The organism is Mesorhizobium sp., from assembly GCF_965229135.1.
Lineage (GTDB): Bacteria > Pseudomonadota > Alphaproteobacteria > Rhizobiales > Rhizobiaceae > Mesorhizobium.
Map to the genome: position 1 here is coordinate 4,756,725 of NZ_OZ245860.1, position 14,756 is coordinate 4,771,480.

The 14,756-nt window shown below is 62.7% G+C and carries 10 protein-coding genes and 1 tRNA gene; 7 read left to right on the forward strand and 4 right to left on the reverse strand.

Annotated elements, in window-relative coordinates; genetic code table 11:
• Window positions 1–53 precede the first annotated feature (53 nt).
• A complete protein-coding gene (locus ACO07C_RS22765; protein WP_421916411.1) occupies window positions 54–1,466 on the forward strand; it encodes a hypothetical protein in 1,413 nt (470 codons plus the stop codon).
• A 31-nt stretch (window positions 1,467–1,497) separates the two neighbouring features.
• Here the strand turns inward: ACO07C_RS22765 and ACO07C_RS22770 are convergent.
• Window positions 1,498–1,572, reverse strand: a tRNA-Val gene (locus ACO07C_RS22770).
• A 116-nt stretch (window positions 1,573–1,688) separates the two neighbouring features.
• Window positions 1,689–2,051 carry a cell cycle two-component system response regulator CpdR gene (gene cpdR / locus ACO07C_RS22775; protein ID WP_023671195.1) on the reverse strand — a complete coding sequence of 121 codons (363 nt, stop codon included), beginning with the start codon at window positions 2,049–2,051 and terminating at the stop codon, window positions 1,689–1,691.
• A gap of 264 nt (window positions 2,052–2,315) precedes the next feature.
• Between cpdR and ACO07C_RS22780 the strand changes: the two genes are divergently transcribed.
• From ACO07C_RS22780 to ACO07C_RS22790, 3 genes are all read left to right on the forward strand, one after another.
• Window positions 2,316–3,257 carry an N-formylglutamate amidohydrolase gene (locus tag ACO07C_RS22780; protein WP_421916412.1) on the forward strand — a complete coding sequence of 314 codons (942 nt, stop codon included), beginning with the start codon at window positions 2,316–2,318 and terminating at the stop codon, window positions 3,255–3,257.
• A gap of 318 nt (window positions 3,258–3,575) precedes the next feature.
• Window positions 3,576–4,349, forward strand: a complete 774-nt coding sequence (hisN, locus tag ACO07C_RS22785; protein WP_421916413.1) for a histidinol-phosphatase — start codon at window positions 3,576–3,578, stop codon at window positions 4,347–4,349.
• A 65-nt stretch (window positions 4,350–4,414) separates the two neighbouring features.
• The gene (locus tag ACO07C_RS22790; RefSeq protein ID WP_421916414.1) at window positions 4,415–5,551 is read left to right on the forward strand and encodes a hypothetical protein; all 1,137 of its coding nucleotides are present in this window, start codon (window positions 4,415–4,417) and stop codon (window positions 5,549–5,551) included.
• A 3-nt stretch (window positions 5,552–5,554) separates the two neighbouring features.
• Here ACO07C_RS22790 and ACO07C_RS22795 read toward each other — a convergent pair whose 3' ends face one another.
• A complete protein-coding gene (locus ACO07C_RS22795) occupies window positions 5,555–6,511 on the reverse strand; it encodes an alpha/beta fold hydrolase (RefSeq protein ID WP_421916415.1) in 957 nt (318 codons plus the stop codon).
• 474 nt (window positions 6,512–6,985) lie between these two features.
• Here ACO07C_RS22795 and ACO07C_RS22800 point away from each other — a divergent pair, with 474 nt between their 5' ends.
• On the forward strand, window positions 6,986–7,456 hold the full coding sequence (locus tag ACO07C_RS22800; RefSeq protein ID WP_354462495.1) for an Hsp20 family protein: 471 nt from the start codon (window positions 6,986–6,988) through the stop codon (window positions 7,454–7,456).
• Between the two features lie 179 nt (window positions 7,457–7,635).
• Window positions 7,636–8,394: a sulfite exporter TauE/SafE family protein gene (locus ACO07C_RS22805; protein ID WP_421916416.1), complete on the forward strand. Its 759-nt coding sequence runs from the start codon at window positions 7,636–7,638 to the stop codon at window positions 8,392–8,394.
• A gap of 18 nt (window positions 8,395–8,412) precedes the next feature.
• On the opposite strand, the gene ACO07C_RS22810 is transcribed toward ACO07C_RS22805, so the two are convergent.
• Window positions 8,413–9,477 (reverse strand): threonine aldolase family protein, encoded by a 1,065-nt coding sequence (locus tag ACO07C_RS22810; RefSeq protein WP_421916417.1) that lies wholly within the window; start codon window positions 9,475–9,477, stop codon window positions 8,413–8,415.
• A gap of 468 nt (window positions 9,478–9,945) precedes the next feature.
• Here ACO07C_RS22810 and gltB point away from each other — a divergent pair, with 468 nt between their 5' ends.
• The gene (gene gltB / locus ACO07C_RS22815) at window positions 9,946–14,682 is read left to right on the forward strand and encodes a glutamate synthase large subunit (RefSeq protein WP_421916418.1); all 4,737 of its coding nucleotides are present in this window, start codon (window positions 9,946–9,948) and stop codon (window positions 14,680–14,682) included.
• Window positions 14,683–14,756: the final 74 nt, after the last annotated feature.

A 14,756-nucleotide genomic window follows, 5' to 3' on the forward strand; every position in this document is an offset into this window, starting at 1 on the left:
TCCCGCACATCGAAAAAGGCGATGTCCGCCTCAGGGCGGATTGGGATCCGTCGATGCTGATTGCCGCGACCAGAATCGACGGATTGGGTGGGCGCCTGCTGGCGATGGCCAATGCAAAAGCGCTGGCCGACTGGCTCGGGTGCCGTTTCGGCTTCACCTGGAGCGAAGAGGCCATCCAGGACAACACGTTTCACATTGTCGATGTGGTCAGGAAGATATTCTCGGACGCTTTCATCGAGCAGTATTGGCTGGGTGAAAAGGTCGACGCCTCGCGTTTCGGCGTTCTCGGCCAGACTATTTTCACGCCGCGCAGTCTCGAGACGACTGCACGAGAGAGGAATCTCGAAGGCTGGATCTGCGACGATTTCGACGTCCTGAAATCATTTCGCGCGGATGGGCCGAAAACGGTTCGCCGATCGGAGGCGCTGCGCGGCTTTGGTTTCTCAAGCAATGTGACCGACGCGATCAACGCCGCTCGCGAGGTGCGTTTCCCCGGCCCGATGGCGGCGCTGCATCTTCGCAGCGGCGATATCGTTCATGGCAGCTACCGGACGAAAATGATTTTCGCCGACAAGGTGATCCCGTCCGCTCTTGCCGGGGCAATCGTCTCGGAGCTTTCGGCCAGGGGTTTGAACACCCTGCTCATCGGCCAGGACCGTGAAACCCTGGAGTATCTAAGGGCCCGAACTGGCGCCTTGCTGATCAGCGATCTGGGGGCCGGCGAATTCGAGGATCGAACGCTCAGGGATTTCTTTGAAATGGCGGTGATGGCGCGCTGCCAGCGGATTCATGCGGGAAGCAGCATCTTTGCGGCCGTGGCATCCGTCATGGGCGATATTCCTCACCTGAATTCCGAAGCGCTGTTCAGCAAAGCCAGGGCGGCGGAGATTGTCCTTGCGGAATTGAAAGCCCACGAGCGCGACTATCATCGCCTCGAGGCCGCCTTCGGCTATCAATCCGCCTTCCTGAACCTGGAGGACACAATCAGCCCTGCGCGAGCAAGGGAAATCCTGGAGCGCGCACTCGCACTCGATCCGGAGAACGATATCTATGCGCTGAAGATCGTGGCTGCCTATTTTCGCGAGGGCGATTTTCCCTCGGGTGAAGCGGTGCTCAAATCGCTGATGAGCCGTCAGTTCCGGGCTCGCGCCAAGATCCCCCTGCCGGCGATGCGGGTTCTCACCGAGAGGGTTTGGGACGGCAAAAATGCCATGTCGAGGGATTTCGGACTTTTCCTTGCCTCGGCACAGGCCGGCCACCCCTGCGCCATGGCATGTTCAGCCTATCTTCTTCGCGAATCGGGAGAGCCCAGGCGGGCGGGCGCGATGGCGGCCCGGTTGGTGGAATCACAGCCAGCAAACCCGATGTTCAGGAAAATCAAACGCTGGGTAAGGTTGGGCAGAAAACCGGAGAAGGGCTTTTGGGCCAAGACTATATGGAAGCTTCGACAACTCAGCCCGTTTTGAGCTGACGCTTGCATTGAAGGAAGGGTCTGGATGGTGGGCGTGACAGGGATTGAACCTGTGACCCCTGCAATGTCAATGCAGTGCTCTCCCGCTGAGCTACACGCCCATCCGACGCCGCGCATACACCACTTTTGATCCGGCACGTCAATAGCCGGAAAAGCGAAAGAAAGATGCATGCCACAGCATTGTGGATGACCACCCCGAAAGGTGGCCGGAACTGCGTCAGGCGGCTTGCAGCATCTTTTCGACCTCGTTGACGAGATCGCGCAGGTGGAAGGGCTTGGAGAGGACCTTGGCGTCCTTCGGTGCCTTGGAGTCCGGGTTCAGCGCAACGGCCGCGAAGCCGGTGATGAACATGACCTTGAGGTCTGGATCGATTTCGGTTGCGCGGCGGGCAAGCTCGATGCCGTCCATTTCCGGCATGACGATATCGGTCAGGAGCAGCGAGAAAGGTTCCTCGCGCAACCGCTCATAGGCGCTGGCGCCATTGTCGAAATCGCTGACGTGGTAGCCGGCGCGTTCCAGCGCCTTGACGAGGAACCGACGCATATCGTCGTCGTCTTCCGCCAGAAGAATGCGTGCCATCATATCCCGTCCGAATCACCCGCCCGAGACTGCCGTTGGGCCAGCCCGTTAACCATCCTGTATATGAGGCGGTGACGGTAAACATCAAGTGAACGTCAAGACGCGCAATCGGCGTTTGGCTGGGTTATCAGCCTGAAAACCAGCGGTGTCGCCGCAAATCACGATGCGTGGATCGAAAGAGCCGGAGCCCGGTTTGGCAACCGGACGCAAACGCGTGACCTTGGGGGGCCGGCGTGCCGAAAAGCTGGACATGCGACCGCCAAGGTGGCACTTTCAATCGATGATGCACTGGTGTTTTCGGGTTCGTTCAAAGTGAACACGGCAGCCGAGGATTTTTCGGTCGTTGCCCCCTTCGAAGTCCGATCGGGCGCCGAACAGCGCGTTCCCTTCCTCTTCAATTCACCGCATAGCGGCCGCTACTATCCGGAGCGGTTCCTGGCCATGGCGAGACTGGATCGCAACGCCATCCGCCGCTCCGAGGACTGCTACGTCGACGAATTGTTCGGCGGCGCCGTCGCGCTCGGCGCGCCGATGCTGGCGGCGCATTTTCCGCGCGCCTATCTCGACGTCAATCGCGAGCCGTGGGAACTCGACCCGCGCATGTTCGCCGAACCGGTACCATCCTTCTGCAATATCCGCTCGGCGCGCGTGGCCGGTGGGCTGGGCACCGTGCCCAAGCTGGTTGGGGAGGGGCTGGACATCTACGCAGGCCGCTTGCCGCTGGCGGAGGCCGTCGCTCGCATCGAAGCCGTCTACAAGCCCTATCACGAGACGCTGAAGCGGCTTCTGACGCGAACGCATGCCCGGTTCGGCTATGCCGTGCTGATCGACTGCCATTCGATGCCGGCGAGCATCCGGGTCGGCGACAGCGGCCTGCGGCCGGACTTCATCATCGGCGACCGCTTCGGCATATCGGCGACGGCGGCACTGACGGAGACGGCAATCGGTCTGCTCACCGCCATGGGCTACACCGTCGCCCACAACAAGCCCTATGCCGGGGGCTTCATCACCGAGCATTATGGCCGCCCGGCGCGTCATCTCCACGCGCTGCAGATCGAGGTCAATCGCGGGCTCTACATGAACGAGCGGACATTCCAGAAATCGGCTGGTTTCGATGCGCTCGCCGATGACCTGACACGGTTCTCAGCCGATCTCATGGCGATGCCCGACCATCATTTTGTCGACCTGCCGCTGGCCGCGGAGTGACAGCGGGGACCTCTCGACGCGACGTCGTAAAAAAAGACCGCATCGTTTTCACGATACGGTCGAAGTCTAGGGAGGAAACGCCCAAGGAGGGCATGGACAGGAAAACCTGTCCGAGGATGAGCGTATTGTGCGCTGCACAAATGTCAAGCGAGCTTCAGGCTTTTTTAATTCACTCTGATGTGGAAATGGCACTTCGATGACGCTGGCGTGACATTTGTGCAACGCCGCGGGCGCTCAAAAATCTCCGCATCCCCTTGTCTTGGCTGAAAACTAGCGGCAAACGGATGCCTCGGGCATGCCGCCACGCGGGAGAATCAGTTGGATATCAGCATCGATTTCATGCGGCGCATCGCGCATGCAGCGGCGGCAGAGACCTTGCCGCGTTTCCGCGCCCAAGGCGCTGTGGCCAACAAGGAAAAGGGCAGTTTCGACCCGGTGACCGAGGCTGACCGCGAGGCCGAGCGGGTCATCCGCGCGCTGATATCGGCCGAGTATCCAGACCATGGCATCCTCGGCGAGGAGCATGGCAGCGAAAACATCAACAGCAGGCACGTCTGGGTGATCGATCCGATCGACGGCACGCGCGCCTTCATCTCCGGTCTGCCAGTATGGGGAACGCTGGTAGGGCTGACGGTGGACGGGGACGCCGTTGCCGGCATGATGTCGCAGCCTTTCACCGGCGAACTCTTCTATGCCAACGCCTCGGGTTCCCACTATGAGGGGCCTGGCGGGCCGCGCAAGCTTGAGACCCGCAAGACCACGAAGCTCGCCGATGCAACCTTGTTCACCACCACGCCGGCCTTGTTCAAGGGCGAGGCGCGCGAACGCTACGATGCGTTTGAAAAACAGGTGCAACTCGCTCGCTACGGCACGGATTGCTACGCCTTCGCCATGGTCGCCGCAGGAGGCGTCGACATCGTCGCCGATCCCGGATTGAAGCCCTATGACATCGTCGCGCTGATACCGATCATCGAAAAGGCCGGTGGCGTCGTCACCACTTTCGATGGCGGACCGGCGGAGAACGGCGGCGATGTCGTGGCAGCGGCGACGCCGGAGCTTCACGCGGCGGCGATGGCGGCGCTGCGCGGCTGAAGCGCAATCGGTGACGAAAGCCCGCGTTGGCCAAGGACAGGCGTTCTGCCCGTACGAGTGATGTCATGCGCTTGAGCCGGCTCTTTCTTGTGCTTTGCCTCGGGCTCGTGCTTTGCGCGCGGCCCGGTTTTGCCGACACCGAGGTTCGCGAAGAACGGCTTTTGTTGCCGATCCATGTCGGGTCTCATGATGAGAAGCTCGAAACGCTGATCGTGCGCCCGGTGTCCGGGACCAAGTTTCCCATAGCTCTGATCGTCAACGGTTCCGCCGCGGCATCTCCCTCGAAAATGCACCCCGAATGGCTGGCGCACATGGCGCATGACTTCGCTCATCGCGGCTTCCTTGCCGCGTCGATCGTGTGGCCGGGCTATGGCAACTCCAGCGGAAAATTCATGAACCGGGCCGGCAGCTGCGCCGCGCCCGACGTCGCCATGTTTCTCGATGCGCATGGCGACGAGCTCGCGGCGGCGTTGACGGCGCTTCGGAAACGACCCGACGTCGATCGATCGGTCGCCCTGGGCGTCGGCATATCGATTGGCGGCGCATCGATCCTGGATCTGGGGTCGCGCCGGGGTCGGCCATTGACGGCGGCTATCAACATCTCCGGCGGGGTCTATCACTATGACAAGGTCGGCGTTCCCACTCCCGGCTGTGCCCTGTTCAAGGCGGATCTGATCCGAAACATGGCGCGTTTCGGCAAGGACAATCCCACGCCCACGCTCTGGTTCTACGCCGCGAACGATCCGTATTTCGGACCGGATCTCGCCGGGCGAATGGTGACCGCCTACCGCTCCCGGGGCGGGCAGGCTGATTTCGTGGCACTCGCGCCCTTTGGCTCGAATGGACATAGGCTTTTCAAGCAGAAGGCCAGTCCGCTGATGGCCGCGCGAATAGACGCGTTCCTGCGACGCAACCATCTTCCCGCGATGGACGACGCGGCGTTGACACCGATCCTCTCTCGGCTTGGGCCAGCCGATCGCGCCAGTGCCGAGCTCTACCTGGAGAATGATGCCGAAAAAGCCATGGCAATGCCGGAGACAGCCAGGGGCGTCTATTGGCACTATGGCGCGCGGTCCCTCGACGACGCGCGAAAGCAGGCTCTTGCCGCGTGCCGGAAGGCGACGAGACAGAAGTGCCATATCATCGCGCAGAACACGCATCCCGCGGACGGATGGCAACAGGTTGTCACCGGCAAGCCGTGATGCTCAGGCGGTGTCGTCGGTTCCGGGAATGAAGGCATCGAAGGCCGCCAGGAACGGCTCGCGATAGATGTCGGCTTCCTGCAGGATTTCGTGGCGTGCGCCATCGATCATCAGCAGCGAGCCGAGACGCAGATGCCGGGCATAGGCTTCCACGGCCTTGGTAGAAACGACCTGGTCGGCGCCGGCGGCTATGACCAGCAAGGGTATCTGGATCCTGGCCATGTAATCGGGATCGCTGATGGCTTCGGCCGCTTGTGCCGCCGCCCTCAGCCACCGGATCGTCGGGCCGCCAAGCGCCAGCTGCGGATAGGTCCTATAGATCTCCGTATTGCGGGCGAACCGCGCCGGGTCGGTGGTCACCTTGTTGGTGGCGAAAGGGGGCGGCAGCCGCTTGCGCGGCCCCCATGCGGCGTAGAGTCTCCCCAGCCCGAGGCAGCAGAAGAATGAGCAGACGCGGCGCACTGTGGTTATGGAGACAGGAAGGTCCGGCAAGGTGAGGAACGGCGCGATCAGCACCATGCGCCGCACCCGGTTCACCATCGATGGCGCGGCAAGCAGCGCGATGACGGCCCCCGCTGAATGGGCCAGTATGTAGTACGGCCCCCGACAATCGGGCAGCACGACCTCCTCGAAAAACTGCTCGAGGTCTCTGGTGTAGTCGCGGAAACTCTTGACATAGCCACGCTGGCGGTCGCGGATCATGCGGTCGGAGCCGCCCTGGCCGCGCCAGTCGAGGGTGGCCACGCCAAGACCCCGGTCGGCCAGGTTGCGGATGGTCTCGAAATACTTCTCGATGCATTCGTTGCGGCCGCCCAGGAGCACCACCGTACCCTTCATCGGACGGCCCGTGGCTGCAAAAAGGCCATAACGGATCTTCTTGCCGTCACGCGTGGTGAAGAAGCCGCCGCTGGCATTGTCCGGCGTCGGGTTGCCTGGAGTTTCGTGGAAGAGGTCCGTCATTCGGGCTTCGTTTTTTGGTGTCGAGCCACATTGCGAGGCATCGGCATGGTGATAGACGCCCATTCGCCAAAAGCAAAGGATTTCGAGGCGGGCGGGCTCCGGGCACGCCAGGGCAACGAGCAAGGCCGGAAGCCGCCATTGGCGTGCTTCCGGTCTCTGTCGATCCGGGAGGAAGGGACGTTACACCCGGTTCGGCCTCGTCGCGGCACCTTGTCGGGCGCCGCCTGTCCTTGAACCTGGGTGTACTGTAGCGTCGCCAGTCTGAACGGGCGCCGACGCGCCGGTTCATCTGGCGTTCATCGAGACCGGGATCGCCCGTCATTTCTTCGAAACACGAAATCTTGAAATGCTCTTGGGCGCTCCCCAAATGTCGGATGCGGTCGCCAATGTCGGGGCCGCTGGTCATCCGGAACGCCGCCCACGGGTTTCGCACCGGCCATACGCAAACCATGTTGCTCAACAGGAGAACACCCTATGCGTCACGTTGATTTTTCCCCGCTTTATCGTTCGACCGTCGGCTTCGACCGCCTGTTCACCATGCTCGATTCGCTTGCGCAGCCCGATGGTGGCGCGCAGACCTACCCGCCCTACAACATCGAGCGCACGGGTGAGGATTCCTATCGGATTTCGATGGCTGTCGCCGGTTTCTCGGACGACGAGATCTCGATCGAGGCTCATCGCAACGTGCTGACCGTCAAGGGTGAGCGCAAGGACGAGGGCACCGGCGAAGGTTCCGAACTGCTCTATCGCGGCATTGCCTCCAGGGCCTTCGAGCGTCGTTTCCAGCTTGCCGATCACGTCGACGTCGTCGGCGCCTCGCTGAAAAATGGCCTGCTCTTCGTCGATCTCAAGCGCAACATTCCCGAGGAGCTGAAGCCCCGCAAGATCGCCATTACGGCGTCTTCGGAGAAGGCCAAGCAGATCGAGGCCAAGACCGCCGCGTAATCGCACGGTCTCGAACCCAACAACCCGTCTCCTCCCGAGACGAAGCGGCGCCGAAAGGCGCCGCTTTTTGTTGTCCCGCATTTCGTTGCGTGTCTGGACGCCCGTGAGCAACCGCACTGGCCCTTTGTCGGCAAGCCTCGCCGCCCCATGCTGCCTGTTCGCGCAAACGAGTTAACGGCATGTCTGATTTTTCCTGGGTGCTGACGGGCACGGTCGCCATCACCTTCCTGCTGGCCGGTATGGTAAAAGGTATCACCGGCATGGGGTTGCCGACGCTGGCCATGGGCATGCTGGGCACCATCATGCCGCCGGTCGCCGCCGCGTCGTTGCTGGTCGTGCCATCCTTCGTCACCAACATCTGGCAATTGTTCGCCGGACCGAGTTTCGCGCCGATCCTGCGGCGGCTGTGGCTGATGATGATCGGCATCCTGTTCGGTACGCTAGCCGGGTCGTGGCTGTTGGCCAGCGGCAACGTCAAATGGACGACCGCCGGTCTCGGCGCCGCCCTGATCATCTATGCCGTCTACACCTTGCTGGCGCGTCAGCTGACCATTCCGGCGCCGGCCGAGCGCTGGTCGTCACCTGTCGTCGGGCTGATCACGGGTCTTGTGACCGGAGGCACCGGCGTCTTCGTCGTTCCGGCGGTTCCCTACATCCAGGCGCTGGGCCTGGGCAGGGATGACCTGATCCAGGCGCTCGGCCTTTCCTTCACCGTGTCGACCATCGCGCTCGCGGCCGGCCTGGCGTCGAACGGCGCCTTCCAGATCGAACATATCGCCATGTCGTCGCTGGCGGTCGTGCCGGCCTTGCTTGGCATGTGGATGGGCCAGCTTCTGCGGCAGCGGATCAGTCCGGAGACCTTCCGCCGCTGGTTCCTGGTGTTCCTGATCCTGCTTGGGCTTGAGCTGCTGTCGCGGCCGTTTTTGCCTAGCGCGTGATGCTCGAAATGAGAGCAATCATCCTTGCGATCCCGCCCCTAGCAATGCCTCGAACTGGGCGATGCTTTCATCAGTCGTGGCGAAACTGGTGACGAAACGGTAGAGCGTCTCGTCCTCGCCGACATGACCGTCGAAACCATGCGGCCTGTGCCAGTCATAGAAGGCGGCGCCACCGGCCTGCAGCCGCTCTGCTTCGGCCTTCTTCATGACGGCGAAGACCTCGTTGGCCTGGGGCAGCCAGGCCAGCCGCGCCGAGGCGGAATCCTCGATCGCCGCCGCCAGGCGCGCGGCCATGGCGTTGGCATGGCGGGCCGTTTCCAACCACAGCCCGTCCTTGAAATAGGCCTCGAACTGCGCGGCGATGAAGCGCGATTTGGAAAACAGCTGCGCGGCGCGCTTGCGCAGGAAAGCCAGTTCCTTGGCCCGGTCGAGATCGAACAGCACGACGGCCTCGGCGCACCAGCATCCGTTTTTCGTGCCGCCGAAGGAGACAATGTCGACGCCGCGCTTCCAGGTCATCTCGGCAGGCGTTGTTTCGAGCGCCACCAGGGCATTGGCGAAACGCGCGCCGTCCATGTGCAGCGGCAGCTTGTGATGCCTGGCGATCGATGCGATGGCATCGATGTCGTCAAGCGTGTAGACCGTGCCGACTTCGGTCGACTGGGTGATCGAGACAGCCATCGGCCGCCCCCAATGGACGACCTCGGGGGCGAAGCGGCCGACGATCCTTTCCAGGTTGTGCGGATCGATCTTGCCCAGCGCGCCGTCGATCGCATGCAGCCGAGAGCCGCCCATGAGATATTCCGGCGCGCCGCATTCGTCCTCGATGACATGCGATTCGCGATGAGCGAAGGCAATGCCGCCAGGCTTGTTGTAGGTGGCCAGCGAGAGCGAATTGGCGGCGGTGCCGGTCGCCACGAAGAACACCGCGACCTCGCGTTCGAACAACTCGCTGAACCGCTGGTAGACGGCCTGGTCAAGAGAGCCATCGCCATAGGCGGTCGAGAAGCCGCCGGCGTTGGCCGACAGGCCGGCGGCAATACTGGGGTGGGCGCCTGCCCAATTGTCGGAAGCGAAAAACATGCATCTGCCTATGTTGGGGAAATCGGCATGAGCTTGCCCGGTTTTGCCGGCCGATCGCAAGAGCCAGAGGCGGGAAAACCGTTAAAGCCAGCGAACGCCTCGGACGCATGGCAGGCGACTTAAGCTTACGTTTTCTCTCCACTTCACGTAATTTTCTGTCGTTGGCGGCCCAAGATTTTTGTGAATCGGTCTTGTGTGCACCCAGGATTTCTGTCATAAAAATTTAGGACAGTAGTGCTGTCTTATTTTGTCGCACAAAACAGGCTGGATTGGCGTATGATTTGGGCCACTCCGGCTGTTGCCGCGAGCGACAGGTGGACAGGCGACGCTGGCCTGCATGAATTCGAACCATGCGGAAAACCGTCTGGTTCGGCAAGGATTTCGCAAGACGTGCCGCAAGGATCGGGGTGAGCCAAGGGCTTGCCGGGGCAGACCAGCGCCCGAAGGGCTGGAATGGAGGACACGACAATGACGGATTTGACGCTCTCTGCGACGAACGGCCAGGCCGCGCAGACGAAAGCGGCTACCGTCAAAAATACGTCCCTGACCAAGATTGGCCAAACCACCAACGGCTTTGCCGCGCAGGGCCTTTACGATCCGCGCAACGAGCATGACGCGTGCGGCGTCGGTTTCATCGTCAACATGAAGGGCGTGAAGTCGCATCAGATCGTCGAGGACGGCCTTGCCGTGCTCGAGAACCTGACCCATCGCGGCGCCGTCGGCGCCGACCCGCTGGTCGGCGATGGCGCGGGCGTTCTGGTGCAGATTCCCGACCAGTTCTTCCGCGAGGAGATGGCGGGCCAGGGCATCGACCTGCCGCCAGCCGGCCAATATGGCGTCGGCCACTGGTTCATGCCCCAGGACGCGGCACTTCGCGCCCATATCGAGGACATCATCGCCGAATCGGCGCAGTCGGAAGGGCTGCCGCTCCTTGGCTTCCGCGACGTGCCCGTCGATAACTCTTCGCTGTCGAAGGCGCCCGACATCGTCGCGTCCGAACCCTTCCACCGGCAGGTCTTCATCGGCCGCACGGCCGATATTCCCGATGACGAGGAGTACGAGGCCAGACTCTATCTGCTGCGCAAGGTCGTGTCGGGCCGCATCTATGCCGAAAACGACAACAAGGATATCGGCGCCTATTGCGTGTCGCTGTCGGCGCGCACCATCGTCTACAAGGGCATGTTCCTGGCCTATCAGGTCGGCGCCTATTACAAGGACCTCAAGGACCCGCGTTTTGAGACCGCGCTGATCCTCGTCCACCAGCGCTTCTCGACCAACACCTTCCCGTCATGGAAGCTGGCGCATCCCTACCGCATGGTCGCGCACAATGGCGAGATCAACACGGTGCGCGGCAACAACAACTGGATGGCGGCGCGCCAGGCCTCCGTCGATTCCGAACTGTTCGGCAACAACATCTCGAAGCTCTGGCCGATCTCCTACGAGGGCCAGTCCGACACCGCGTGTTTCGACAACGCGCTCGAGTTCCTGTTCCAGGGCGGCTACAGCCTGAGCCACGCCATGATGATGCTGATCCCGGAAGCCTGGGCCGGCAACAAGCTCATGGATGCCGACCGCAAGGCCTTCTACGAATACCATGCAGCACTTATGGAGCCATGGGACGGCCCGGCGGCGGTGGTCTTCACCGATGGCCGCCAGATCGGCGCCACGCTCGACCGCAACGGACTGCGCCCGGCCCGCTACATCGTCACCGACGATGATCGCGTCATCATGGCGTCGGAAGCCGGCGTGTTGCCAGTGCCGGAGGAGAGGATCGTCAAGAAGTGGCGGCTGCAGCCCGGCCGCATGCTTCTGATCGATCTCGCCAAGGGCCGCATCGTCCCCGACGAGGAGATCAAGTCGGAAATCGCGACCAGGCATCCCTACAAGACGTGGCTCGCCAACACGCAGCTTATCCTGGAAGACCTGAAGCCGGTCGAACCGCGCGCGTTGCGCAGGGACGTCAGCCTGCTCGACCGGCAGCAGGCGTTCGGCTACACCCAGGAAGACACCAAGCTGTTGATGTCGCCCATGGCGACCACGGGCCAGGAAGCCGTGGGATCGATGGGCACGGACACGCCGATCTCCGCGATGTCGGACAGGTCGAAGCTGCTCTACACCTATTTCAAGCAGAACTTCGCCCAGGTCACCAACCCGCCGATAGATCCGATCCGCGAGGAGCTGGTGATGAGCCTGGTGTCCTTCATCGGACCGCGGCCGAACATCTTCGACCTGGTCGGCAATTCGCGCCGCAAGCGGCTCGAGGTGCGCCAGCCGATCCTGACCAATGGCGATCTCGAAAAGATCCGCTCTATCGGTCATACGGAAGACCGCTTCGACACCAAGACGATCGACATCACCTACGCCTCGAGCGAGGGCGCCGCCGGCATGCAGGGGGCCATCGATCGCCTGTGCGAAAGGGCGGAAGCAGCGGTCGCCGGCGGCTACAACATCATTATCCTTTCCGATCGCCAGCTCGGACCGGACCGCATCGCCATTCCAGCACTTCTGGCGACGGCGGCAGTGCACCACCACCTGATCCGCAAGGGCCTGCGCACATCGGTCGGCCTCGTGGTCGAATCCGGCGAGCCGCGCGAGGTGCATCATTTCTGCTGCCTCGCCGGCTACGGCGCGGAAGCGATCAACCCCTATCTTGCCTTCGACACGCTCACCGACATGCACAAGCGCGGTGAGCTGCCGGAAGAGGTCGACGCCTACGAAGTCGTCTCGCGCTATATCAAGTCGATCGGCAAGGGCATCCTCAAGGTCATGTCCAAGATGGGCATCTCGACCTACCAGTCCTATTGTGGCGCGCAGATCTTCGACGCCATCGGGCTGAAGTCCGAGTTCGTGGAGAAGTATTTCACCGGCACCGCGACGCTCATCGAAGGCGTCGGGCTGGATGAGGTCGCGGGCGAAACCGTCAGCCGGCATACCGACGGTTTCGGCAACGACCCGGTGCTGCGCAACAGCCTGGAGGTCGGCGGCGAATATCTGTTCCGCATGCGCGGCGAGGCGCATATGTGGTCGCCCGACGCGGTCGCCACTCTGCAGCATGCCGTGCGCCAGGGTTCTTGGGATACGTTCAAGGACTATTCCACGCAGATCGACAGCGAGACGGCGCGCGCCCAGGCTATTCGCGGCCTGTTCAAGATCAAGATGGCTGACGAGACTGGGCGCAAGAAGGTCGCGCTCGACGACGTCATGCCGGCGGCCGAGATCGTCAAGCGCTTCTCGACTGGCGCCATGTCGTTCGGTTCGATATCGCGGGAGGCGCACACCACGCTGGCGCGCGCCATGAACGCCATCGGCGGCAAGTCCAACACCGGCGAGGGCGGCGAAGAGGCAGACCGCTACCTGCCGCTGCCCGGCGGCGGCAAGAACCCGGAACGCTCGGCGATCAAGCAGGTCGCCTCGGGACGTTTTGGCGTGACCGCCGAATACCTCGTCAATTCCGATGTCATGCAGATCAAGGTGGCGCAGGGCGCCAAGCCCGGCGAGGGCGGGCAACTGCCCGGCCACAAGGTCGACGCGACCATCGCCAAGGTCCGGCATTCTACCCCGGGCGTCGGCCTGATCTCGCCGCCTCCGCATCACGATATCTATTCGATCGAGGATCTGGCGCAGCTGATCTACGATTTGAAGAACGTCAATCCGGCGGCCGACGTGTCGGTCAAGCTGGTGTCCGAAGTGGGTGTCGGCACGGTCGCGGCCGGCGTCGCCAAGGCGCGCGCCGACCACATCACCATCTCGGGCTACGATGGCGGCACCGGCGCTTCGCCGCTGACTTCGCTCAAGCATGCCGGCAGCCCGTGGGAAATGGGCCTGGCCGAGACGCACCAGACGCTGGTGCTGAACGGCCTGCGTTCACGCGTGGCGCTGCAGGTCGATGGCGGCTTGCGCACGGGCCGCGACGTCATCATAGGCGCGCTGCTCGGCGCCGACGAGTTCGGCTTCTCCACCGCGCCGCTGATCGCGGCCGGCTGCATCATGATGCGCAAGTGCCATCTCAACACTTGCCCGGTCGGCGTCGCGACGCAGGACCCGGTGCTGCGCAAGCGCTTCAAGGGCACGCCCGAGCATGTCATCAACTTCTTCTTCTACGTGGCGGAAGAGGTGAGGGGCCTGCTCGCCGAAATGGGCTTCACCCATATCGATGAGATCATCGGCGACACCGACCTTCTGGAAAAGCGCGAGCTGATCCATCACTGGAAGGCGCAGGGCCTCGATTTCTCGAAGATGTTCCATAAGCCCGATGCGCCGCATGAATCGGTGCACTGGACCGAACGGCAGAAGCACCCGATCGACGATGTGCTCGACCGCAAGCTGATCGAACTGGCCAAGCCCGCGCTGGAGAACAAGCAGCCGGTCAAGATCGAGGTGGATATCCGCAATGTCGACCGCTCGACCGGCGCGATGCTGTCCGGCGAAGTTGCCAAGCGCTTCAAGCACAAGGGCCTGCGCGAGGACACGATCCAGGTGAAGCTGACCGGCACGGCCGGCCAGTCCTTCGGCGCCTTCCTGGCGCGCGGCATCTCGTTCGAACTCGTCGGTGCCGGCAACGACTATGTCGGCAAGGGCCTGTCGGGTGGCCGCATCGTCATCCGGCCGCCGGTAGAGGCCAAGATCGTCGCGGCCGACTCCATCATCGTCGGCAATACGGTGCTCTATGGCGCGACCGAGGGCGAGGCCTATTTCGCCGGCGTGGCCGGCGAGCGCTTCGCCGTGCGCAATTCGGGCGTGGCCGCCGTCGTCGAAGGCGTCGGCGACCATGGTTGCGAGTACATGACCGGCGGCATCGTCGTCGTCATCGGCCAGACCGGCCGCAACTTCGCCGCGGGCATGTCGGGCGGCGTCGCCTATGTGCTGGACGAGGCCGGCGATTTCGCCGAGCGCTGCAACATGGCTATGGTCGAGCTGGAACCGGTTCCGGAAGAAGACGATCTGATGGAGAGGCTGCTGCACCATGGCGGTGACCTCGACCACAAGGGTCGCGTCGATGTGTCAGGCGACATGACCAGCCATGACGAGGAGCGGCTCTACCAGCTGATCTCGAACCACGTCCACTACACGGGTTCCGTGCGCGGCCGCGAGATCCTCGACGACTGGACGACATTCCGGCCGAAATTCCGCAAGATCATGCCGGTCGAATACCGCCGCGCGCTGATCGAGATGGAACGCATGCGCATGGGCGTCGCAGCCGAATAGGCTCATGAGAATTGCCGGGGAGCCCAGGCTTCCCGGCCCACCTTCATCGACAGTTTGACCTCGGGCGCAAGGTT